The sequence below is a fragment of the Maricaulis sp. genome, from assembly GCF_015665295.1.
GTDB lineage: Bacteria > Pseudomonadota > Alphaproteobacteria > Caulobacterales > Maricaulaceae > Maricaulis.
In genome coordinates this window covers 151,261-173,992 of record NZ_JADFAJ010000012.1, presented here as the reverse complement: position 1 = coordinate 173,992, position 22,732 = coordinate 151,261, and the positions used below count along the sequence as shown (strand labels likewise).

General features: G+C 63.8%; 25 protein-coding genes. 10 read left to right on the top strand and 15 right to left on the bottom strand.

Annotated features, from left to right (window positions below; translation table 11 throughout):
* The first annotated feature begins 51 nt into the window (after positions 1 to 51).
* The 7 genes from QZZ02_RS06605 (at position 52) to QZZ02_RS06575 (ending at position 7,128) form a co-directional block, all read left to right on the top strand.
* Complete coding sequence (locus QZZ02_RS06605) at positions 52 to 699, top strand: 50S ribosomal protein L25/general stress protein Ctc (RefSeq protein WP_291843185.1); 648 nt, start codon at positions 52 to 54, stop codon at positions 697 to 699.
* A 110-nt stretch (positions 700 to 809) separates the two neighbouring features.
* Positions 810 to 1,418 carry an aminoacyl-tRNA hydrolase gene (pth, locus tag QZZ02_RS06600; protein WP_291843184.1) on the top strand — a complete coding sequence of 203 codons (609 nt, stop codon included), beginning with the start codon at positions 810 to 812 and terminating at the stop codon, positions 1,416 to 1,418.
* A gap of 123 nt (positions 1,419 to 1,541) precedes the next feature.
* The gene (gene ychF, locus QZZ02_RS06595; protein WP_291843183.1) at positions 1,542 to 2,639 is read left to right on the top strand and encodes a redox-regulated ATPase YchF; all 1,098 of its coding nucleotides are present in this window, start codon (positions 1,542 to 1,544) and stop codon (positions 2,637 to 2,639) included.
* 214 nt (positions 2,640 to 2,853) lie between these two features.
* Complete coding sequence (locus QZZ02_RS06590; RefSeq protein ID WP_291843182.1) at positions 2,854 to 3,297, top strand: group III truncated hemoglobin; 444 nt, start codon at positions 2,854 to 2,856, stop codon at positions 3,295 to 3,297.
* Positions 3,298 to 3,387: 90 nt separating this feature from the next.
* A complete protein-coding gene (locus QZZ02_RS06585; RefSeq protein ID WP_291843181.1) occupies positions 3,388 to 4,623 on the top strand; it encodes a multidrug effflux MFS transporter in 1,236 nt (411 codons plus the stop codon).
* 93 nt (positions 4,624 to 4,716) lie between these two features.
* Positions 4,717 to 5,598, top strand: coding sequence for a crotonase/enoyl-CoA hydratase family protein (locus QZZ02_RS06580; RefSeq protein ID WP_291843179.1), 882 nt, complete (start codon positions 4,717 to 4,719; stop codon positions 5,596 to 5,598).
* Between the two features lie 51 nt (positions 5,599 to 5,649).
* On the top strand, positions 5,650 to 7,128 hold the full coding sequence (locus QZZ02_RS06575; protein ID WP_291843178.1) for a hypothetical protein: 1,479 nt from the start codon (positions 5,650 to 5,652) through the stop codon (positions 7,126 to 7,128).
* Between the two features lie 14 nt (positions 7,129 to 7,142).
* On the opposite strand, the gene QZZ02_RS06570 is transcribed toward QZZ02_RS06575, so the two are convergent.
* From QZZ02_RS06570 to rlmJ, 4 genes are all read right to left on the bottom strand, one after another.
* On the bottom strand, positions 7,143 to 8,072 hold the full coding sequence (locus QZZ02_RS06570; protein ID WP_291843177.1) for a PhzF family phenazine biosynthesis protein: 930 nt from the start codon (positions 8,070 to 8,072) through the stop codon (positions 7,143 to 7,145).
* Between the two features lie 11 nt (positions 8,073 to 8,083).
* Positions 8,084 to 8,845 carry an ABC transporter permease gene (locus QZZ02_RS06565; RefSeq protein WP_291843176.1) on the bottom strand — a complete coding sequence of 254 codons (762 nt, stop codon included), beginning with the start codon at positions 8,843 to 8,845 and terminating at the stop codon, positions 8,084 to 8,086.
* Positions 8,842 to 9,798 carry an ABC transporter ATP-binding protein gene (locus QZZ02_RS06560; RefSeq protein ID WP_291843175.1) on the bottom strand — a complete coding sequence of 319 codons (957 nt, stop codon included), beginning with the start codon at positions 9,796 to 9,798 and terminating at the stop codon, positions 8,842 to 8,844. The genes QZZ02_RS06565 and QZZ02_RS06560 overlap by 4 nt, the downstream gene beginning before the upstream one ends.
* A 133-nt stretch (positions 9,799 to 9,931) precedes the next feature.
* Positions 9,932 to 10,822, bottom strand: coding sequence for a 23S rRNA (adenine(2030)-N(6))-methyltransferase RlmJ (gene rlmJ / locus QZZ02_RS06555; RefSeq protein WP_291843174.1), 891 nt, complete (start codon positions 10,820 to 10,822; stop codon positions 9,932 to 9,934).
* A gap of 162 nt (positions 10,823 to 10,984) precedes the next feature.
* Between rlmJ and QZZ02_RS06550 the strand changes: the two genes are divergently transcribed.
* The gene (locus QZZ02_RS06550; protein ID WP_291843173.1) at positions 10,985 to 12,460 is read left to right on the top strand and encodes a peptidase S10; all 1,476 of its coding nucleotides are present in this window, start codon (positions 10,985 to 10,987) and stop codon (positions 12,458 to 12,460) included.
* On the opposite strand, the gene QZZ02_RS06545 is transcribed toward QZZ02_RS06550, so the two are convergent.
* Genes QZZ02_RS06545 through QZZ02_RS06535 form a run of 3 tightly spaced genes read right to left on the bottom strand, consistent with a single transcriptional unit; the run spans position 12,457 to position 15,051 of the window.
* Positions 12,457 to 13,701 (bottom strand): glycosyltransferase, encoded by a 1,245-nt coding sequence (locus tag QZZ02_RS06545; protein ID WP_291843172.1) that lies wholly within the window; start codon positions 13,699 to 13,701, stop codon positions 12,457 to 12,459. The two genes, QZZ02_RS06550 and QZZ02_RS06545, sit on opposite strands and share 4 nt — an antisense overlap.
* Positions 13,698 to 14,531, bottom strand: a complete 834-nt coding sequence (locus QZZ02_RS06540; protein WP_291843170.1) for a 3-keto-5-aminohexanoate cleavage protein — start codon at positions 14,529 to 14,531, stop codon at positions 13,698 to 13,700. Before QZZ02_RS06540 ends, QZZ02_RS06545 begins: the two co-directional genes overlap by 4 nt.
* Before the next feature lie 31 nt (positions 14,532 to 14,562).
* On the bottom strand, positions 14,563 to 15,051 hold the full coding sequence (locus QZZ02_RS06535; RefSeq protein WP_291843169.1) for an acyltransferase: 489 nt from the start codon (positions 15,049 to 15,051) through the stop codon (positions 14,563 to 14,565).
* 131 nt (positions 15,052 to 15,182) lie between these two features.
* Here QZZ02_RS06535 and QZZ02_RS06530 point away from each other — a divergent pair, with 131 nt between their 5' ends.
* A complete protein-coding gene (locus QZZ02_RS06530) occupies positions 15,183 to 15,872 on the top strand; it encodes a class I SAM-dependent methyltransferase (RefSeq protein WP_291843168.1) in 690 nt (229 codons plus the stop codon).
* Positions 15,873 to 15,875: 3 nt separating this feature from the next.
* On the opposite strand, the gene QZZ02_RS06525 is transcribed toward QZZ02_RS06530, so the two are convergent.
* From QZZ02_RS06525 to petA, 8 genes are all read right to left on the bottom strand, one after another.
* Positions 15,876 to 16,532 carry a hypothetical protein gene (locus QZZ02_RS06525; RefSeq protein ID WP_291843167.1) on the bottom strand — a complete coding sequence of 219 codons (657 nt, stop codon included), beginning with the start codon at positions 16,530 to 16,532 and terminating at the stop codon, positions 15,876 to 15,878.
* Between the two features lie 114 nt (positions 16,533 to 16,646).
* Positions 16,647 to 17,174 (bottom strand): adenine phosphoribosyltransferase, encoded by a 528-nt coding sequence (locus QZZ02_RS06520; protein ID WP_291843166.1) that lies wholly within the window; start codon positions 17,172 to 17,174, stop codon positions 16,647 to 16,649.
* A gap of 21 nt (positions 17,175 to 17,195) precedes the next feature.
* Positions 17,196 to 17,834, bottom strand: coding sequence for a glutathione S-transferase family protein (locus QZZ02_RS06515; RefSeq protein ID WP_291843165.1), 639 nt, complete (start codon positions 17,832 to 17,834; stop codon positions 17,196 to 17,198).
* A gap of 4 nt (positions 17,835 to 17,838) precedes the next feature.
* Entirely contained in the window at positions 17,839 to 18,237 is a 399-nt protein-coding gene (locus tag QZZ02_RS06510; RefSeq protein WP_291843164.1) for a lysozyme inhibitor LprI family protein, read from the bottom strand.
* 125 nt (positions 18,238 to 18,362) lie between these two features.
* Complete coding sequence (locus QZZ02_RS06505; RefSeq protein WP_291843162.1) at positions 18,363 to 19,235, bottom strand: S-methyl-5'-thioadenosine phosphorylase; 873 nt, start codon at positions 19,233 to 19,235, stop codon at positions 18,363 to 18,365.
* A gap of 95 nt (positions 19,236 to 19,330) precedes the next feature.
* Positions 19,331 to 20,140 (bottom strand): cytochrome c1, encoded by an 810-nt coding sequence (locus tag QZZ02_RS06500; RefSeq protein ID WP_291843159.1) that lies wholly within the window; start codon positions 20,138 to 20,140, stop codon positions 19,331 to 19,333.
* Between the two features lie 14 nt (positions 20,141 to 20,154).
* Complete coding sequence (locus QZZ02_RS06495; RefSeq protein ID WP_291843158.1) at positions 20,155 to 21,441, bottom strand: cytochrome b N-terminal domain-containing protein; 1,287 nt, start codon at positions 21,439 to 21,441, stop codon at positions 20,155 to 20,157.
* The gene (gene petA, locus QZZ02_RS06490; RefSeq protein WP_291843157.1) at positions 21,438 to 22,061 is read right to left on the bottom strand and encodes a ubiquinol-cytochrome c reductase iron-sulfur subunit; all 624 of its coding nucleotides are present in this window, start codon (positions 22,059 to 22,061) and stop codon (positions 21,438 to 21,440) included. Before petA ends, QZZ02_RS06495 begins: the two co-directional genes overlap by 4 nt.
* Positions 22,062 to 22,249: 188 nt before the next feature.
* On the opposite strand from petA, the gene QZZ02_RS06485 reads away from it, so the two are divergent.
* Positions 22,250 to 22,702: a tRNA (cytidine(34)-2'-O)-methyltransferase gene (locus tag QZZ02_RS06485; RefSeq protein WP_291843156.1), complete on the top strand. Its 453-nt coding sequence runs from the start codon at positions 22,250 to 22,252 to the stop codon at positions 22,700 to 22,702.
* Positions 22,703 to 22,732: the final 30 nt, after the last annotated feature.

Sequence of the window (22,732 nt, the reverse complement as noted above, 5' to 3'; positions counted from 1 at the left end):
GCCGGGGCCAAACCGGCTGGAGGCGGCGTTTGCATTTAAGGATCTGGACCGATGAGCTCCAACATCGTTCTCACCGTTGACGTTCGTGAAGGCACTGGCAAGGGCGCGGCTCGCGCTGCCCGCCGCGAAGACCTGGTCCCGGGCGTCGTCTATGGCGGCAAGCTCCCCCCGGTTTCGGTCAACCTGCGCGGTAACGAAATCCGCAAGGCCCTGCTGGGCGGCAACTTCCTGTCGCACATGATCGAGCTCGATCATGAAGGCAAGCGCCAGACCGTCATCGCCCGCGACATCGATTTCCATCCGGTGTCGGACAAGGCCATGCATATCGACCTGTTCCGCGTCGACGAAGACACCAAGATCAAGGTCAATGTCGTGGTTCACTTCACCAATGAAGCGGCCTGCCCGGCCCTGAAGCGCGGCGGCGTCCTCAATATCGTGCGCCACGATGTCGAGCTGCTCTGCCCGGCCGGCTCCATTCCGGAATCGGTTGAAGTCGACCTGTCCGGCCTCGACATTGGCGATTCGGTCCACATTTCGGCCGTCGTTCTGCCGAAGGGCGTGAAGCCGACCATCACGGATCGTGACTTCACGATCGCCACCCTGCAGGGTTCGCGCGCTGTCCTCACTGACGCCGAAGAAGAGACCGATGGCACCCCGGCCGAGCCGGAAGCCATCAAGCAGAAGGGCGACGAGGGCTAGTCCTGACTGCCTTTCAGCACTGGAATTGAGATCAGCGAAGCCACACCATGGCTTCGCTGATTTCGTATCCGGCACATGTTTACCGGCATCCGCCCTGGGGAGACCGCGCAATGAAGATCCTGGCCGGCCTCGGAAACTACGAGCCGAAATACCTGCGCAACCGCCACAATGTCGGTTTCATGGCGATGGACATCATCGCCCACGCCTGGAGCGCCGGCCCCTGGCGCAAGCGCTTCCAGGGCCTGGCGACCGAGCTGGTCATCGGGTCAGAAAAACTGCTCCTGCTCAAGCCCCAGACCTTTTACAACAATGCCGGCCATTCGGTGGGGGCTGCGGCGGCCTTTTACCGGGTCAAGCCGGAGGACATCATCGTCTTCCACGACGAGCTCGACCTGGCACCCGGCAAGTTCCGCATGAAGCTGGGCGGTGGCGCGGCCGGCAATAACGGCATCAAGTCGATCACCAGCCAGCTCGGCCCTGACTTCCGCCGCGCCCGCATCGGCATCGGCCATCCCGGCGACCGCAATCGCGTCACCGGCTATGTGCTCTCCGATTTCGCGAAGGCCGAGGAGGACTGGCTGATCGACCTGCTGGATGCCATCGCCGGGAGCCTCGACCTGCTGGCTGCCGGAGATTACGACGCCTTCCAGACGCGCGTGACGCACAAGGCGCCGGCACCGGACGTGGTGAAGCGCGGCGGGCCGGACAACGAGGATTGAGGCGAGGGTCAGGATCCTGCCTCCCCGCAAGCGGGGGCAGAAAGACCTGCCACTGACTCCACAGTCGACCCCGCGCTGCATTCTTCTTATAAGGCGCGCTCGAACCAGTGAGGATATTTCGCCATGGGATTCAAATGCGGCATCGTCGGGCTTCCGAACGTCGGCAAGTCGACCCTGTTCAACGCCCTCACCCAGACCGCGGCAGCCCAGGCGGCGAACTATCCCTTCTGCACGATCGAACCGAATGTCGGTGATGTCGCCGTGCCCGAACCGCGCCTCGCCAAGCTGGCCGAGATCGCCGGCTCGAAGGAAATCCTGCCGGCGCGGATGAATTTCGTCGACATTGCCGGCCTCGTCGAAGGCGCCTCCAAGGGCGAAGGCCTGGGCAATCAATTCCTCGCCACCATCCGCGAGACCGACGCGATTGCCTATGTGCTGCGCTGTTTCGACGATGACGACATCACGCATGTGAACAACAGGATCGACCCGCTCGCCGACCTCGAAACCGTCGAGACCGAGCTGATGCTGGCTGACCTGGAAAGCCTGGAAAAGCGCAAGTCCGGCCTCGAGAAGAAGGCCAAGTCCGGTGACAAGGAGGCCAAGGCCACCCTCGTCCTGATCGACATTGCCCTGGAACAGCTCAATGAAGGCAAGCCGGCGCGGTTCGCTGACGTGCCCAAGGACGAGCGCAAGGCCTGGCGCGGCCTGCAGCTATTGACCACCAAGCCGGTCCTGTTCATCGCCAATGTCGATGAAGGCAGTGCCAGCACGGGCAATGCCTATTCCGAGATCGTGATGAAGCGGGCCGCCGAGGAAGGCGCCCAGGCTGTGGTGATCTCGGCCAAGATCGAGAGTGAACTCGCCTTGCTCGAAAACGAGGAGCGCGATGAATACATGGAGGCGATCGGCCTGACCGAGCCCGGCCTGGATCGCCTGATCCACACCGGCTATTCGCTGCTGGGCCTGCAGACCTATTTCACGGCCGGCCCGAAAGAGGCCCGCGCCTGGACCATCCGCGAGGGCTGGACCGCGCCGCAGGCCGCCGGCGTCATCCATGGCGACTTCGAGAAGGGCTTCATCCGCGCCGAAACCATCGCCTATGACGATTACATCGCCTGTGGTGGTGAAAGCGCCGCCAAGGAAGCCGGCAAGATGCGCGCCGAGGGCAAGGACTACATCGTCAAGGACGGCGATGTGCTTCACTTCCGCTTCAACGTTTAGGTCCAACAGCTCCTCGCCCAGGCAAGGCGAGGTGGCTGGACGCTTGGCGGCCAGACGGAGCGGGTGATCGGAGGTTGCTGCCGGAAGGCTGGCGCGTGTCACCCCCGGTCGGCCCTTCGGGCCACCTTCCCCGTCCAGGGGAAGGAGCTGCATCCCGCCCCCTGCGCCATCCCGCCACATGGCACTGTGACAGGACGCGTCCTACATCGGCGACATGCCCTCTCCCAACCACGTTCGCGTCACTGAAGCCCGCCTCGCTGCCCGCAAGGAAGCGGCGGAGATGGGCATTACGGCCGAGCAGATCTCCGACCTCGTGGAGACCTTTTACGGCCATGTCCGCCAGGACGATTTGCTCGGCCCGGTCTTCGCCCGCGCCATTCCCGGCGACTGGGGACCACACCTGGCGACGATGAAGGCCTTCTGGTCGGCGATTGTCTTTCATGATGGCGGCTATGCGGGTCGGCCGATGCCGGCTCATATGAAACTCAAACCGCAGATATCACCCGAGCATTTCGGTCGCTGGCTGGCCCTGTTCGAGCGGACGCTCGATGAAATCGGCGCGACTCCGGCTGCCAGGGCAGGCTTTCTGGAGCGTGCCAGCCGGATCGCAACCTCATTCCAGGCCCATCTTTTCTACGATCCGTACGACAACGCCTGACCCGCAATGCATCCAAAGGCTTGCCACCAGCGGCCTGACGACGCATTTGAGACATCCGGCATGGGTCCATGCCGTCTCCCGGAGCAGGTCATGACCAAACCTCAACAGGCGACCGGCGAAGCCTTGCCGATGTCGCTCACGGAACTCGTGGCACTGCTCGTCGCCATGACAGCCGTGGTGGCGCTGGCCATCGACATGATGCTGCCGGCACTCGACAACATCGCCGGGGATCTCGGCGTGCTGGCCGAAAATGACCAGCAATACGTCATCGCCATCTACCTGGCCGGTTTCGGGGCCGCACAACTGATCTACGGCCCGCTTGCGGACCGCTTCGGGCGCAAGATCGTGATCCAGTGTGCGCTGGCTTTCTTCATCCTGACCAGTCTGATCTGTACGCTGACACCGACCTTCGAGCTCCTGCTGGTTGCCCGTTTTTTCCAGGGCGCCGCCGCGGCCGCCTGCCGCGTGATCGCCACGGCGATAGCCCGCGACCTGACCTCGGGCCGGCGCATGGCGGAGGTCATGTCGATGGTCATGACCGCCTTCATGGCGGTTCCGGTGCTGGCGCCGATGTTCGGCCAGCTCATCCTGACCGTGGCGCCCTGGCGCTGGATTTTCGCCTTCCTGATGACGTTCGGGCTTGGCCTGATGGTCTGGCTGCAACTTCGCCTGCCGGAGACACTGCATCCGGAATTCCGGGTCCCGCTGCGCGTCAAACCGCTTCTGGCCGCCTTCCGCGAGACGGTCAGTCACCGGTTGATGCTGGGCTATACGCTGGCGGGCGCGCCCTTCTTCGGCGGGCTTTATGGCTTCCTGGGCAGTTCGCAGCAGATTTTCGTCGGGCATTTCGGCCTGTCCGATGACGCCTTCCCGTTCGCCTTTGCAGCGATCGCCGGTGGCATCGGCCTGTCGAGCTATGCCAACTCAAAGCTGGTGATGCGGCTCGGACAACGGCGCCTCTCGCACAGCGCACTGATCGCCTTCACCCTCATCTCCACCATTCACGCCCTTGTACTGGCGAGCGGAGTCGACAATTTCCCGCTCTTCCTGGCTTTGCTGGCGGCGGCGATGGCTTTCCTCGGCCTGATTGCAGCCAATTTCTCGGCCCTCGCACTGGAACCGGTCGGCCATATCGCGGGCACCGCCTCGGCGGTCTACGGCTTCGTCACCGGCGTCATCGGGGCGGCAATCGGCTCCTATGTCGGCCAGCTCTATGACGGAACCGCGACGCCGCTGATCATCAGCCAGGCCCTGATGGCGGGTACGGCGCTCACCATTGTCTTCGTGACCGAGCGCGGCAAGCTGTTCCAGGTCGGTGACGACTAGACCGCCGCCTTGAAGGCGGCGCCCGTCCCTACTGGCCTCGCGTCACAATCCACCCCATCATGCGGCCAAAGCCACAAGCAGGAGGGGGCACGGTTGGCCTATTCCACAATCGAGTACGCCGTCGACGAGCAGATCGCGACAATCACGCTGAACCGGCCGCACCGGCTCAACGCCTTCACCTATGAAATGGGTGACGAGATCATCGCAGCGCTCGACGAGGCCGATGGCAATGACGACGTGCGCGCCATCATCGTCACCGGTGCCAGGCCCGCCTTCTGCGCCGGCGCCGACCTGTCGACCGGGGCGGAAACCTTCAACATGGTCGCCCAGGCCCGGGAAAGCGGTGAGTTCGACGAAACCGATCCGAAATGGCGCGACAAGGGGGGCATGCTGAACCTGCGGATCTGGAATGCGCTGAAGCCGGTGATCGGCGCCATCAATGGCGCTGCGGTCGGGATCGGGGCAACGATGATCCTGCCGATGGATATCCGCCTTGCCTCGATGGACGCCAAATTCGCCTATCCCTTCGCCAAACGCGGCATTGTCTGGGATGGCTGTGCGAGCTGGTTCCTGCCGCGCGTGGTGGGCATCTCCACCGCGATGGACTGGGGCCTGACCGGACGCACCTTCTCGGCAGCGGAAGCGTTTGAGTCCGGCCTGGTCGCACGCGTCGTTCCGGCCGATGACCTGATGGCGGAAGCGCGCCAGCGGGCCCGCCTGATCGCCGAGCGTTGCGCGCCGGTCTCGGTCGCCATGATGCGGCGCATGGCCTGGCGAATGCAGGGCGCGGCCCATCCGATGGAAGCGCACCGTGTCGAGAGCCTGGGCATCCTGCATGCCGGCATGGGCGCCGATGCCAGGGAAGGTGTCATGTCCTTCCTGGAAAAACGGCCGCCGGACTTCCCGATGAAAGTCTCCAGCGACCTGCCGCCCTGGCACCCCTGGTGGGACGCGTCCGAAGACGAGTACTGTTAGACAGACATCTCAGCCAAGTGGTAGCTTGCGGAAAAATTTCCGGAGGTTGCAATGGCTGAACACGTCCTTTTGATCCACGGCTGGAGCGCCAGCGACAAGTCGATGGCGAAAATCGGCAACCTGCTCGCCGAGCATGGCTACCAGACCCGGGATGTTTTCCTCGGCGGTTATCCGTCAATGGATGATGATGTCCGCATCGAGGATTCGGCACGCCGGCTTCAGGTCATTGTCGGTGAAATGCAGGCCGCCGGCACGCTGCCCGCGAAATTCCACGTTGTGGTCCATTCCACCGGCGCCCTTGTGGGGCGCTGGTGGATGGCGGAATTCTTCCCAAAGGGCGGCGCCCCAGTCGCCAATTTCCTGATGCTCGCCCCGGCCAATTTCGGCTCGCCGCTCGCGACGATCGGTCGCTCGACACTGGGTCGGCTGACCAAGGGGTTCACCAACGGCTTCCAGACCGGCACGCATTTCCTCAACGCGCTCGAACTGGCGTCAAAATTCCAGGAAGAGCTGGCCCTGCGCGACCGCGTCAGCGAGGACGGTTCGACCGACAGCCCCTTCTCGGACGATGGCACCCGCCCCTTCGTCATCGTCGGTGCCGACCCGATTTCCGGAACCGGCATTCTCGGCCAGAAGGCGTGGGACGGGACGGTCCGTGTCGCGACGGCGAATATCGATCCGCGCGGCGTGACCGTCGACTTCTCCAATGGCTCGATCCTGGAACCGGAATTTCGCGCCTGGACCCGGCGCGGTCCGGAGGATACGCCCTTCGCCGTCATCCCGGATCGCAGCCATCTGAGCATTCTCAAACCGGCCCCGAAGGAAAGCGCGTCGAAGGACCCCGTCGTCTCGCAGCGCCTCGAAAAGCTTATCCTGCAGGCTCTGTCGGTGAAGACGGCGGCGGCTTATCGCACCGTCGCCGGGGACTGGGAGGCGGTCTGTCTGGAAACCCGCAAGCTGGCCCAGGACGGGCCGGAGGCTGACGCCTTGCGCGACCGGATACTCGGTCGGGCCAGCGCCGATGGTGACCGCTTCCGCGAATTCTATCAGATCGTGGTCGAGGCGGTGGATGATACGGGCCTGCCGGTCGATGATTTCTCGATCTGGCTGACCGCCCCGAAAAAAGCCAAGGAAACCCAGTTCAAGGCCGGCAATAGCGTCACCCAGATCGAGATCGATGCCCAGCTCTCCCTGATCCAGGACCGGCATGTGAACTCCTGCAACAAGAACCGGCTCTCCCTGCATATCGACCGGCGCGAATTGCTCGCCAATTTCCTGCGCGACCGTATCCCGCCGAGCTATGAGGCCTCGCTGGCAGCCGGGATCACCGCCTCGGCGCCGGGCAAGCGGGTCGGATATTTCACCGTCGATGGCAAGGAGCACAGCGCCCTGATCCGCCTGCGCGCTCTGGAGCCGGGGGATGAGGAAAAGGGCAGGCGCTTCCTGCGCCGCTATACGACCCATTTCCTGCGGGTGATCCTGCCGCGCGTGGCCCGTGACGACGTGTTCACGGTTCGCGCGCTGCGTTAGGGCCGCACACCGCGTCAGGCGCGCGGAAAGTCCTCGGTGAAAAGCGCGCCCTCGGCGATCTTGACCGCATCGCCGCCGAGCATGAGATCGGTCAATTTGCCATTCTCGTGCTTGAGCCGCAGCCGGATCAGGCTGGGTCGTCCCATCTCGACACCCTGATAGATGTCGACGCCGTGCTCACCCTCGCCGAGACCGCCCTGCTCGCTGATCACACCGGCAAAGGCGGCAGCTGCGCCGCCCGTCGCCGGATCTTCCAGAATACCCAGATGCGGCCCGAACATGCGAGCCCGCCAGTCCGTCGTGTGCTCGGTCAGCGTCGCCTTGGCCACCACAAGGGCACAGACCGGCGCCTCGCCGCCGAACACATCTTCAAAGGCCGCCAGGTCAAGCTTGATCGCCGAAAGCCGGGCCGGGTCGCGGATCGGCACGATCGCGAAGGGCACACCTGCCGACCAGATGCCGCCGGTCACCGATGTGTCGAGCAGGTCGCCGGTCTGCAGCCCGAGCGCAGCGGCGATCGCGGCATAGTCCGGCAGCTCGCCGAGCTGCACGGGCAGTTTCGGCGCGAAGAAACGCGCCGAGCCGTGGCGCGGCCCGTTGACCCGGCCATCGGCCGTGACATCGCCGACCGTCTCCTCCAGGACGAAGCGCTTGCGCTGGCCTTCGGCGGCGCCGCTGGCCAGCGTCAGGGCGACGGTGGCGCCGATCGTCGGATGCCCGGCGAAGGGCAATTCCTCGCGCGGTGTGAAGATGCGCAGGCCATAGTCGGCGTCGCGGCCGCGCGGCTCGGTGATGAAGACCGTCTCGGACAGGTTGAACTCGCCCGCAATCGCCTGCATGGCGACCTCGTCGAGATCATCCGCGCCGAAGACCACGGCGAGCGGATTGCCGGCGAGTGCCTGGTCGGTGAAGACGTCGAAAACGGCATAGCGATGTGTGGTCACAGGCGAAATCCTCAGGTCTTGAGCCGATAACCGGTCTTGAACATGCGCCAGACGATGAAGAGGCAAAAGGCGAAGAAGCCCGCAATGGCGGCCAGCGAGATGCCGATATCCACATCGGACACGCCATAGAAACTCCAGCGGAAGCCGGAGATCAGATAGACGACCGGGTTGAACAGGGTGACGGTCTGCCAGAAGGGCGGCAGGACCGAAATCGAGTAGAAGCTGCCGCCGAGAAAGGTCAGCGGTGTCACGATCAGCATCGGCACGATGTTGAGCTGTTCGAAATTGTCGGCCCAGATGCCGATGATGAAGCCGAACAGCGAAAAGGTCACCGAGGTCATGACCAGGAAGGCGATCATGGCCAGCGGATGCTGGATCTCCATCGGCACGAAGAAGGACGCGGTGACCATGACCAGCGCACCGAGGATCAGCGATTTGGTCGCCGCCGCCCCGACAAAGCCGACAACAATCTCCAACGCCGAGATCGGCGCCGAGAGCAGTTCGTAGACGGTGCCATTGAACTTGGGGAAATAGATGCCGATGGCGGCGTTCGAGACCGATTGCATCAGGATCATCATCATGACCAGGCCGGGCACGATGAAGGCGCCATAGCCAACCCCGTCGATCGATTCCATGCGCGAACCGATGGCCGCTCCGAAGACGACAAAATAGAGTGAGGTCGAGATCACCGGGGCGAGGATGGACTGCATCAGCGTCCGCCCTGTGCGGGCCATTTCGGCCTTGTAGATGGTCAGTGCGCCGCGCCAGTTCATGATGCGCCTCCCACAAGGTCGACGAAGATTTCTTCCAGCGAACTCTGCCGGGTCTCAAGATCACGTACCGAGACACCGGCCGCGTTGAGATTGGCGAGCAAGGTGGTGATGCCGGTGCGGTCTGCCCTGGTGTCGTAGTCGAAATGCAGCGCATCGCCGTGCTCTGACAAGGTCAGCCCCTCGACGGCGAGCGCCTCGGGAACTGCACTCAGCGGTTCGGCCAGCTGGAGGGTGAGCTGCTTGCGGCCGAGCTTGGCCATCAGCGTCGCGGTCTCTTCCACCAACACAATCTCGCCCTGGCGGATCACGCCGACCCGGTCGGCCATTTCCTCGGCTTCCTGGATGTAGTGCGTGGTCAGGATGATCGTCTTGCCGCGCTGACGCAGCTTCTCGATCACCTGCCACATGCCCTGGCGCAGCTCGACATCGACGCCGGCGGTCGGCTCGTCGAGGAAAAGAATGTCGGGATCATGCGACAGTGCCTTGGCGATCATCACCCGGCGCTTCATGCCGCCGGACAGCGCCCGCATCTGCTCGTCACGCTTGTCCCACAGGGAGAGGTCCCGGAGCACCTGCTCGACATAAGCGGGATCGGCGGGCTTGCCGAACAGGCCGCGCGAATAGGCGACCGCATCCTTCACCTTGGTGAACATGTCGATCGACATTTCCTGCGGCACCAGACCGATCCGTGCCCGCGTCAGGCGAAAATCGCCATTGATGTCATGCCCGAACACATTCACCGACCCGGAACTCGCCGTCACGAGACCGCAAACGATGCCGATCAGGGTGGTCTTGCCGGCGCCGTTGGGGCCCAGCAGGGCGAAGATCTCGCCCTTCCGGATGTCCAGATCGACCGATTTCAAAGCCGTGAAGCCGCCGGCATAGGTCTTGGACACGCCATTGATCGACAGGACAGCCGGTTGCCCGGCTCCCGTCGGCGTTTCATGCGTCATGGAATTGGTCTGCCTTCAGCGAGTGTCAGGCGCTCTGTCCCGCGCGGACGCCAAAGGTGGGCTTTCGACGGGGAAATTCAAGCCGCAAGGGCCGGATGAATGGATGCGATGCGGGAAAAGGCGTGGCCGAGGCCTAATCCTCGACCTCCTCCAGGTCATCCTCGGTCAGACCACCATCGACGCGCCAGCCATAGCCGTCGCCCTGGGCCAGGGTTTCCGCCAGCCAGGGCATCGCCGCGACCAGTTTTTCTTCCAGCATGAAGGGCGGGTTGATGATCACAACACCGGCACCGGCCAGCTTGCCTTCGGAGGCCAGATCGCGAGTCCACAAATCGGCACGCAGGATTTTCTCCGGCTCGAAATCCTTCTCCGAGATCAGCCATTCCGCGAGGCCATTGTCGAAACGGTCGGCCGCCCAGAGATTTTTCAGCGAGCGCCAGAAAATGAAGGTACCGGTCGGCCATTTTGCCAGGGCCCCCATCACGGCTTCGGCCATATGGGCCAGCTCGTCGCGATCCTCAAAGGGTGGGTCGATCAGCACCAGGCCCCGCTTTTCCTTCGGCGGAACCAGGCTTTTCAGCGCCTTGTAGCCGTCGCGACGTTCGACCTTCACGCGGGCATCGCGGCGGTAACGATTGTCCAGCGTCTGGCTGTCGGCCTCGTGCAGCTCACACAGGTGAACACGATCATCCTCGCGGGTCAGGCGGGCGGCGATCTCCGGCGAGCCGGGATAGGTCTTGATGCCGTCGGGATTCATGTCGCGCACAATATCGAGCCAGGGCCCGAGCATGGCCTGGACCGGTTCGGGCAGGTCGGCGTCGATCAGGCGGCCAATCCCGTCCTTCCATTCCGGCGAGCGCTCGGCTTCCGACGAGGCGAGGTCATAGCTGCCAATCCCGGCATGGGTATCGATCACCCGATAGGGTTTCGGCTTGGCGTTGAGGTGTTCAAGACACAGGGCGAGCACCGAGTGCTTGAGCACATCGGCGAAGTTTCCGGCGTGAAACGCGTGGCGGTAATTCATGGCGGCGCTATAGCGCGGAGCGGCTGCGGACGCCAATACTCGTTTCGGATCGACCGGCGCCCCTGGCGACCGTCATGACCCCGGCTTGCGCCGTGAACAGAGGCTTGCACACAGCCAGATGCGCCTTAGTCTTCCGGAAAAGTCATCGGGGAGCCTTCGACCATGTTCCGACTATTCGCCACCGCAATCGCTGCAGTCACACTCACCCTTCCGGCTTTCGCCCAGGACAGCGCCGCACCGGAGCCGCGCAGCTGGGAAAGCCGGGGCCAGGTCACCGTCAACGGGACGCGCATCCGCTATACCGCAACCGCCGGGGAAACCTTCCTGCGTGATGAGGACGGCAATGCGACAGCGGCCATTTTCGCCACCAGCTATATCGCGGACGGCACGAATGATCCGCGCACAAGGCCCGTCGCCTTTGTCTTCAATGGCGGGCCGGGCTCGGCCAGCCTGTGGCTGCACATGGGCGTGTTCGGCCCGCAACGCCTGGTCCTGCCCGATGTCGGTGATGATGGCGCGGCGCCCTTTGACATGGTGGAAAATACCCAGTCCATCCTCGACGTGGCCGACCTCGTCTTTGTCGATCCGGTCGGCACCGGCTGGTCGCGCGCGCTCGGCGACAGCGAGGGTTCGGAGTTCTGGGGCGTCAATGAGGATGGCGAGAGCCTGGCCCAGTTCATCCGCATCTGGCTGTCCGAGCACCAGCGCTGGAACTCGCCGAAATACCTGTTGGGCGAGAGCTATGGCACGCTGCGTATCGGCTCGCTGCTGAACGAGCTGGAAGGGGGTTATACCGATGTCGCGATCAATGGCGTGGCGCTGATCTCGACCGTGCTGGACTTCCGCTTCGATGACACTTCGGACGGTAATGATATCGGCTATGTCGGGCTGATGCCCGGCTATGCCGCGACCGCCTGGTATCATGGCAAGGTCGACCGTTCGGACTGGAACAATGATCTGCAGGCCTTCCTCGCGGATGCCCGCGAGTTTGCCATCGAGGATTACATGCCGGCCCTGATGCGCGGCGTCTCGCTGGATCCGGCCCGCGAAACCGAAGTGATCAGCCGGCTCGCCGCCTTCACCGGCCTGTCGGAAACCTTCCTCCATCGCGCCAATATGCGCGTCTCGCTGCAGCGCTTCATGCGCGAACTGCGCCGGGATGAGGGCCTGTCCGTCGGGCGCCTGGACAGCCGCTATAGCGGCGTCGAAGTCGACGGCGTCGGCGATACGCCGGAGACAGACCCCAGCTTCTACGGCATTGATGCCAGCTTCACCGCCTCCATGCTCGACTATTTCGGTCGCACGCTGGGCGTCGATATCACTGAATATTATTCGACCATTGGCGGCGTCGGTGGCTGGAACTGGGATGCCGGGTCTTCGGGCAATAACAACTACATCAATGTCGCGCCCTGGATCGCGCGGGCGATGCGCCAGAACTCCGATCTCGAAGTGCTGGTCCAGCAAGGCTATTACGATCTGGCGACGCCCTTCTTCGCGGCCGAACTCATGTTCAACCAGCCCGGCTTCGTCCAGGACCGTGTCCATTTTCGCTATTATGAGGCCGGCCACATGATGTACATCCACCAGCCGTCATTGGCCGCGATGACGGCCGATGTGCGCGCCCTGATCGCGGACTAGTCCGGAGCGTCCTCGTCCGGCTGCTGCTGCCGCGGGCGGGAGCCGGACGTCTCGCCATCGCGCGCCTCCAGCGCGGCCTCAAGGCGGCGGACTTCGGCCCGCAGCCGATCGCCCTCTCCGGCCCGTGCCAGACTGGCCTGCAATTGCGCCGTCAAACGCTCGGCACGCGCCCGCGCCGAGTCGCTCTGGGCCGCATTCTGGCGGGCGGATTTGAGCACGCTCGCGAGGGAGCGCAGATAGTCGGACCCGGCCCGCAACAAATCCTTGTCGCTGCGCCGGCTGCGCGCATCCGGCCAGTCCGCGAGCGCCGCGTCATAGGTTTCAAGCCAGGCATCGACCGCAACATCGAGCGCGGCATGCTCGCGCATCCAGACCGTCACGCGCGCCGCGTCCGAGCGGTCATAGAGCGCCAGTTCCCGCGCCACCGTTTCGGCTGACAGGCGCTGGGACTGCATGGTGCGGATGCCGAAATTGAGACTGCGCAAGGCCGGCAGGCGTTCGCTCGTGACCATGCCGGCGAGCCCGGCATGATGGGTCACGACCACGGCGCAGCCTGACGCCATCGCCTCCATCGCCGCGCGCGCCTTGGCAAAGACGATGTCGTATTCGCACAGCGTCGTGCCGGGATCGGCAATCGACCTGCCTGAGCCACTGCCGGCAATATCAATCTCGGCAATGCCCGCTGCCTCGCAAGCCTCGCGGATCGCCGCCGGCACGTCATTGGCATAATTGGAAAAGACCAGGGCGCGCCGTGGCTGTTCCGGCAGGTCACGGACCGTGCCGAACCGTTCGCAATCGACGAAATTGTGGATCATCCCGACGCGCGCCGGCTCGATCCCGCGCGTCGTCAGGAGACGCTCCCGGCACAACGCATCGACGGCGACATGACGCATGATATTGGGGTGCGCGAAGGGTTCTTCCTCCCACGGCACCCAGCCATGGCAAACAAGGATGGCCGGCGTGTCCGGATAGCGCATCATCGCCGTCATGGTCTCGTGATGGTGATGGCCGTGGATGATGTCGGGCGCCGCATCCATGACCCCCAGATCGTCGATGACGGGAATGGTGTGATCACGCAGCTCGTCTGCGACCTGGCCCAGCACGGGACTGTAGGCGACCGGAAAATGCCCGCGCTTCATCAGCGCGATTGCAAGGTCGCGGACATACATTTCCGACCCGGCCCTGTACGCCAACGTGTTGTTGGTGATCAGGATCCGCAGCGGCCTGAATTCCCGACTCATCGGGCCATGCCCAGCCGGGCGCGCACTTCGGCCGGCGTCGCGATATCACGCCCCATGAGCGCAGCGAGCTGACCGATGCGTTCAACCAGTGCCTTGTTGGTGGCAGGAAGGGTTCGCGCCGTGTCCATCCAGATCATGTCTTCCAGCCCGGTCCTGACACCGTCACCATACAAGATGCCGAGCGTATTGGCAGGCAGCTGGGCGGCACCGAGACCGCCCGCGGCCCAGATGGCCCCGGCGGGCAGGCTGGCGGTCATGCTGGCCAGATGCAGCGGTGTGGCCTGGGCCGAGGCAATATTGCCCAACAATACATTGAAATAATGCGGCCCGACCAAAAGCCCCTTGTCGATGAGATAATTGGCATAATTGATCATGCCCACGTCAAAGACTTCCAGTTCCGGTCGGATCCCCGCCTCGGCCATGACCGCCGCCAGGCGCTGGATCATGTCGGGCGCATTGACACTGGCGGTGCCCGTAAAATTGAGCGAGGACAGGGTCAGGCTGGCCATGTCCGGTCGCGCATCTCCGGTCAGGCGAAGCGGAGCGCTGCGCTGCTCGAACTCGGGGAAATCGCGGCCGCTGAGCGAGGCGCACAGGATCAGCTCGGGATGCTGCTCGCGAATGCCCTCGATGATCCGGGCGTAGACATCGCCTTGCCAGGTCGGACGCCCCGCCTCGTCACGCGCATGCAGGTGAATGATCGCTGCGCCGAGTGCCGCACATTCGCACGCGTCGGCAATGATCTCGGCAGGCGTGACCGGGACATGCGGGGTCATCGCCTTGGTCGGGATCATCCCGGTCGGGGCCAGGTTCAGGATCAACTTGTTCATTGCGCTCACTTGGGCTCGCCCGGCCGCAATCTCAATGCCCTTCGGCGGGCGTATGCAGTCGCGCGGGATTGCCGAATACCGTTGCGCCGGCTGGCACATCCTTGACGACCACACTGCCCGCCCCGACCAGGGCCCCGGCCCCGATCGAAACGCCGGGCAGGATGGTGCTGCCGCCACCGATACGGGCCCCCTTGCCGATGCGCGGATAGGTCATCGGACCATCCTTGAGACCGTCATTGAGGGTCACGACGCGCGGTCCGATGAAGACGTCATCCTCGACCACGACACCACGCGTGATGTGGCAACCGGTCTGAATGGATACATTGTTGCCGATATCGCACGCGCAGATATTGCAGTGCGAGCCGATCGTCACGCCGCGCCCGATCCGCGCAGATTCGTGGATCAGCGTCATCGAGCCAACACGGGTGCCCGCCCCGATGAAGACATCGCCCTGCACCTCGGTGAGCTCGGGGTTATAGAAACGAACCTCCGGAAACCGGACTGCAAGGCCTACCGTCATGGAACTGGACTACCGCTTACTCAACGTATGGTACCGTCTCCGGTTCCTGCCCTGAAAACAAGCTCTCAGAACATTGCGGCGGGTCACAGCCTGGGGCTAACTGAGGCGCCTTGCCGAAACGGGATTCGCATATGTCACGCGTACAGGAACTTGGAACCGCCATGGCCGACGAGCACGGCTTCCTTGGAATTCCCACCAAAACATTCGACGAGGGCGGCCGACGCCAGCTGATTTCGCTGTTGCGGGAAGGCCTTTCGCCGGAATCACGTGTTTGCGAGATTGGCTGTGGCTGTTTGAGGGTCGCCTATTGGCTCATCCAGCTGCTGGAACCTGGCGGCTATTGTGGCATCGAGCCGCACAAGGGCCGTGTAGAGTGGGGCAGGACAAGCTTGTTCAACGCGGACTTGCTTGAGATCAAGAAGCCACGTTTCCATCACAACGCGGATTTCGACACCTCCGTCTTCGGCGGGAAATTCGACTTCTTCCTGGCGGGGTCGATTTGGACGCATTGCTCCAAGGCCCACATCCAGACAATGCTCGACGGCTTTGTCGCCCACACCGTGCCTGACGCTGTTTTTCTGGTGTCCTATCTGGCAGCCCGCTCCGACGACGAGGACTATATGGGCAGCGTCTGGGTCGGAACGAGCCACGAGTCCAACGAGGCCGGTATTGTCCGACACAAGCTGTCGTGGATCGAGGACGAATGCGCCAGGCGTGGCCTGGTGGCCGAAGAGGTCACGGGCCCGGCCTTTGACGCCCAGACATGGCTCAGGGTCCGGCGCCGCAACGCAGCGCCGCGCGTTGAACGCATCGAGGACTAACCCTCAACGCGCCCTTCGGGTTACATCACAGACTACCGCGAGCAAGGTCAGCAGGATGAAGGTCGCGCTGGCCATATATCCGGCGGTCGCGACGTCACCGGACGGCGGCATGGTGTGATTGACGTACTCGGCCAGGGCCAGCAGCCCGACGAAAATCCACGGCCAGACACGTCCGACCAGCCCCTTGGCGACCGTGAGGCGCAGATAGAGGACAAAACCGGCGAGAAGCACACCGGCCTCGACGGCAAGCGCGAGCGGGTAGTTGTTCCACAGGCCGAACCCGACCCGCATCCCGCCTGGCCACAGCTCCAGATCGGGCACATGCACGATCAGGTCGAGCAACCAGTGGGAGAACACCGCCAGACCGATCGCCAGCGCGCCGACCCGCTTCTGGCGCGGCGCCAGGACCATCCAGACGAGGCCGGCAAGCACCGACCAGCCGAGCGCCCCCGGCAGGGAATGGGTGATCGGCATGTCATAGAGGTCAAGGGCGTTGGCGTCCGTGAAGCCGGGCACGATCCGCACATGCTCAATGCCATTGGCGACAAAGACGCCCCACAACACGTCAACGAGCTGGACCGCCAGGAAGAAGACCCAGAGCGGTACTGCGCTGGCGATGGACTTGCCGGCAAGGGCCGGACCGTAATGACCGACGAACATGACAATGGATTCCCCCGTTTTCCTGCCAGGCAGCTTAGTCAGCCTTCGGGTTCAGGAAAGCCCGGCCTGGCCGGTCCGGATCACAATCCGGCGAGCATCCCGGACATGGCGGCCCTACTCCCCCTCGAACGCGACCAGGCTGGACACCGGCACGCCCAGCGCCTCGATGCGCTTGGCACCGCCCAGATCGGGCAGGTCAATGATGAAGGCGGCGCCGACGACGGTGGCACCGGCCCGCTGGAGGAGTTTGATTGAGGCTTCGGCGGTGCCGCCCGTCGCGATCAGGTCATCGACCAGCAGGACGCGATCGCCCTCGGTGATTGCATCGACATGGATCTCGATCGCATCCGAGCCGTATTCCAGCTCGTATTCCTCGGCAAGGGTCCGATAAGGCAGCTTGCCGCGCTTGCGCACAGGTGTGAAACCGACCGAGAGCTGGTGTGCCACTGCGCCGCCCAGGATAAAGCCGCGCGCCTCGGTCCCCGCAACCTTGTCGATCTTGGCCCCGGCCCAGGGCTGCACCATGCGGTCAATGGCGACACGAAATGCGCGGGCATCGCCGATCAGGGTCGTCACGTCACGGAACTGGATGCCCTGCCTGGGATAGTCAGGAATGGTGCGTATGGCGGATTTCAGGTCCATCGGTCAGGTCTCGGCCTCGGGCTAGATCGTCTTGTCATACGGGTTCGGGAATGTCTCGGCCTGGGCAGCCGCATGCCAGTCGCGATAGTGTTCATCGGCGAGCAGCGTGTCGCAATAGTCCTGTGCCCCGGCATGGAGCGGAATGGCATAGGCATGGAAGCGCGCGGCGACCGGGGTGTAGAAGGCATCGGCGATCGACCAGTCTCCGAACAGCCAGGGCCCGTCGACGCACTTCACCTCGTGCCAGAGCGCCTGGACGGCGGCGATATCGATCCGCGCACGGTCAGTCAGCGCGATTGCAGACGGGGCGCGGCACAAATCCATCGGACAGGCCTCGCGCAGGGCCGGAAAGCCGGAATGCATCATGGCCACGGCTGCGCGGGCCCGTGCCCGCAGCCCCTGATGCGCCGGCCAGAGGCCGGGCACTTGCTCGGCAGCCCATTCAGCGATCGCAAGCGAATCCCAGACGACCGCATTGCGCGTATGCAAGGCCGGCACCGTGCCGCCCGGCGAAATGGCCGACACTGCCTTGCGCGTTTCACTGTTGTAGAGCGGGATCAGCGTTTCATCGAAGGCAATTCCAGCCTTCTTCAACACCAGCCAGGGGCGCAACGACCAGGTCGAGAAGCGGCGATTGCCGATATAGAGAACGGGCCTCATCGCCTCAGCGCTCCGCCAGTTCCGTCGCACGGGCCCGGGTCAAGCTGATCTGGCAATCCAGCGTGATTTCCTCGCGCGAATCCTCCGACAGGAACATCGCGGCAGCGCGGCGCGTGCATTCCGCGTCACGATAGGCGATCCAGGCGGTCTGGGCGGCGTCGAGCGCCGGGCGCGCACCGAAGCGGCCGGCGGAATCGGCATCGGTCTCGTCGGCATCCTCGCGCGCAAGATCGACGGAGCGCTCCAGCCCGCCCTCGGCTTCGGCCAGAAGCCCGCGCAGGCAATTGCGGCGGGCCCTCCAATCGGTCAGGTATTCAGCGCATTCCAACGCCGGCCGCGATGATGGCAGGGTCAGATCCTGGCCCGCCAGGGCCGCCACAAACAATCCGGAAATCACCAACATGTCCCACCACTCCGCGCTCTGCGCCTGTTATGGACGAGCCCTGCAGGCGGGGAAAGGGGGCAGCCGTGCCGGCACTGCGAAGAAACGCCGCAAACCAAAGCCTTCGCGCGCGAGCACAACCCAGTTCAGACAACGCGTCCGGCGATGCATTTCAAACGCGACACGAGCGCCGCATCGCGCGCCGCCACAGGCGTAATCACCGCCGTATCCAGGCAGGTCTCGATCCCGTCGGGCGACGGGGTGCGGGCAAGCGAAGACAGCGCGTGGGCAAGGCGGTCAAGCAGGCGTCTGGCCGAAATCGTGTTGGACTGCATCACAGCCATGACGGACGCGACATCGACACTCTCGCCCTCATCGCGCCAGCAATCATAATCCGTGACCATGGCAATCGCGGCATAGGGCAGCTCGGCCTCGCGGGCGAGACGGGCCTCGGGCATGTTGGTCATGCCGATCACGTCCATGCCCCATTGCCGGTAGAGTTCGCTTTCGGCGCGGGTGGAAAACTGCGGGCCTTCCATTGCCAGATAGGTGCCGCCGCGCGTGACGGGGATGCCCTCGGCCTCACCGGCCTCGGCAGCCAGTTCGGCCAGTCGCGCGCAGACCGGCTGCGCCAGCGGGACATGGGCCACACAGCCGGTTCCGAAGAAGGAGCGCTCACGGCCCACCGTGCGATCGACATACTGGTCCACCATCACGAAATGCCCCGGCGGCAAGTCCTCGCGCAGCGAGCCGCAGGCCGAGATCGAGAGGATGTCGGTACAGCCGGCCATTTTCAGCGCCGCGATATTGGCGCGATAGGGGATGTCTGATGGCGGGATGGCGTGGCCGGGGCCATGACGAGGCAGGAAGACCAGCTCGACGCCATTCAACTTGCCACGGGTCAGCGGCGCTGACGGGACACCCCAGGGGGTCTCCACGGTCTCGCTGCGCACGTCATCGAGCCCGTCCAGCGCATAAAGACCCGATCCGCCCAGAAGGCCGAGTGTCCAGCGGCTCATGTCACATCCTTTCGAAGCCCGCCAGGCGGGGGAAACAAAAAAGGGCCGCAGACAGTGTCTGCGGCCCTTGTGATCTTGTCTTGCGAGCCGGAAGCCTAGTGCTTCACATTGGCCCAGACCTGGCGATAGGCCAGATAGACCAGGATGGCGAAGATCAGCAGGTAGATGAGAACCATCACACCCATCTGCTTGCGCGTCTCCATGTGCGGATCCCCGGCCCAGCTGAGGAAGGTGGTGACATCCTCCGCCATCTGCTCGAGCGTTGCTTCCGTGCCGTCGGCATATTCGATGATGCCGTCAGCCAAGGGCGGTGCCATGGCGATGGCGCCACCGGGGAAATAGGGGTTGTAATACTGACCCGGAGCCAGATGGGAGTCGGCCGGAGCCTCCTCATAGCCGGTCAGCAGCGAATACAGGTAGTTCTCGCCATGGCTGCGCGCCTTGACGATCAGGGACAGGTCCGGCGGATAGGCGCCGCCATTGGAGGCGCGTGCCATCTGCTCGTTGGCGAAGGGCGCCGGGAAGGCGTCGGACGGCAGGCCAGGGCGCTCGACCGGATCACCGTCGTCATTGACCTCGTCCTGATCCCAGACGCGGGTGTAGGAAGCCGCGATCTGCATCACGATCAGATTGTCGTTCGGATTCGGAAACTCTTCCGATGCGAACGGGCCACCCTGCTGACCCAGATTGCGAAAACGCATCAGGTCCATCGAGTGACAGGAGGCGCAAACTTCCTGGTAGACCTGGTAGCCGCGCTGAACCGCCTGGGTGTCATAGGTGCCGAACGGGCCGTCATGATGCCAGTGATGCTCGTGCGGCGCGTGCTGCTCGCCCTCGAAGGCGGCTGCCGTGCCGGCGAAGCCCAGGGCCGCAATGGCGGCGGCGAAAATGCGGGTCATCTTCATGATCGTCGCTCCCCTCAGGCCTTGTCCGTGCCAAGAACCGCGGCTTCGATCGAGGCCGGACGCTCCTTGGGTTTTTCGATAATGCCCAACACCGGCAGGACGACGATGAAGTAGGCGAAGTAGTAGAAGGTCAGGAACTGGCCGAGATAGAGGAATTTGAAGCCCGTTATCCCCATCACGTAATCATCCGGGTTCACGGCACCGCACCAGCCGAGGCCGAGTGCTGCCACCACGAAGAAGATGAAGAACCAGCGCGTCAGCGGCCGGTAGCGCATCGAGCGGACCTTGGACGTGTCCAGCCAGGGCAGGACGAACAGGATGCCGATGGCGCCGAACATGGCCAGCACGCCGCCCAGCTTGGCGTCGATCGGACCGATGTCGAAGGTGATGGCACGCAGGATCGCGTAGAAAGGCAGGTAATACCATTCCGGAACGATGTGGGCCGGCGTCGAGAGCGGGTTCGCCTCGATATAGTTGTCGGCATGGCCCAGCACGGTCGGCAGGAAGAAGACGAAGACCGCGAAGATCATCAGATAGACGATGATCGCGAAGCCGTCCTTCACCGTGTAGTACGGGTGGAAGGGCAGCGTGTCCTTCTTGCCGGCATCGCCCTTGCGGACATCGAGACCGACCGGATTGCCATTGCCCGGCACGTGCAGCGCCCAGATGTGAAGACCGACAACGGCGGCGATCACGAAAGGCAGCAGGTAGTGCAGGGAGAAGAAGCGGTTCAGCGTGGCCTGGCCGACCGAGAAGCCGCCCCACAGCCATTCGCGGATCGCATCGCCCACGAAGGGCAGCGCGCCGATCAGGTTGGTGATCACCATCGCGCCCCAGTAGGACATCTGTCCCCAAGGCAGCACATAGCCCATGAAGCCGGTCGCCATCATCAGGAGGTAGATCACGACACCGAGGATCCACAGGATCTCGCGCGGCGCCTTGTAGGAGCCGTAATAGAGACCGCGGAACATGTGCAGATAGACCGCCACGAAGAAGAAGCTGGCGCCATTGGCGTGCATCGACTGGATCAGCCAGCCGAACGGCACGTCGCGGGTGATCCGCTGGACGCTGTCGAAGGCATAATCCTCGTGCGCCACATAGTGCATGGCCAGCACGATGCCGGACAGGATCTGGATCATCAGGAAGACGGCCAGGATGCCGCCGAAAGTCCACCAGTAGTTCAGGTTCCGCGGCGTCGGGAAGTCGACAAAGCTGTCATAGCCGAGGCGGATGATCGGGAGACGGTCATCGAGCCATTTCTCGACGCCGCTTCCCGGCTTGTAGGTCGAAGGTCCGCTCATGATACAGCCCACCCGGAGTTAGACGCTTCCTCAGGCGACAGACCGATCTTCACGGTCGTCTCGGTCTCGAAATAATAGTCGGGAACCGGCAGGTTTTCCGGTGCCGGACCACGACGGATGCGCGCCGAGGTGTCGTAATGCGACCCGTGGCAGGGGCAGTACCAGCCATCATAATCGCCGGTATTGGCGCCCAGGCCCAGCGGCACACAGCCGAGGTGGGTGCAATTGCCCTTCACGATCAGGAATTCCGGGCGCAGGACGCGGTTGGCGTCGGTGCCCGGCGTTCCGGCCGGCAGATTGTCATTGCGGGCGTCCTCGTCCGGCAGCGCATTCAGCGCAACCTCGCGGGCCTCGGCAATTTCAGCGTCCGTGCGGTGACGGATGAAGACCGGACCACCGCGCCACATGACGGTGATTTCCGACCCCACCTGGACCACGGACACATCAACACGGATGGACCCCAGCGCCAGCGTATCCGCTGCGGGGTTCATCTGGTCGATGAATGGCCAGGCTACGAGACCGCCGCCAACAGCGGCCGCACCGCCAGCAGCGATATAGATGAAGTCGCGGCGGGACGGTTCCTGACCGTGTCCGCCGGGCGCGCCGTTCTCTTCCGTCACGAGCCGACCTCTTCTCTTATCTAAACGGGACCGCGGGATGCGGGCCCTGCCCCAGAAAAACCACGTCACACTTGACGTGCCCGCACACGCGGGGTTTGACGCGGTATAAACTACTCCCGGACGCACTGACCAGTAGGTGGCGCAATGCCGCATGCAGACAGTTGGGTCCAGTCTCAGCGCGGCTTAGAATGCGGATCGTATTTTTTCAACCGGATATTCCGCAAAACCTTGGGGCAGCGATGCGGGTCGCCGCCTGTTTCGGGGCGGAACTCGACATCATTGAACCCTGCGCCTTTCCCCTGACAGACAAGGGAATCAGGCGAGCGGCCATGGACTATCAGGCAGCAATATCGCCAGTGCGCCATGCCTCGTGGACCGCCTATCAGGCAAGTCCGCAGGCGGCAGTCGGACGCCTCGTCCTGTTCACCACCAAGAGCGCGGAAGACCTGTGGAATTTTTCATTCGCCGCCGATGATCGACTGTTGTTCGGGCGCGAAAGTGCCGGGGTTCCAGGCGATGTCCATGACGCGGCGGAATGTCGCGTCCGGATTCCGATTCGCGACGGGATGCGCTCGCTGAATGTGACCGTTTCGGCGGGAATCGCCCTGGCCGAGGCCAGCCGGCAGCTGGGATTGGGGTAGCCTCCCCTTTCTTCCCCACCAGGGTGAAGA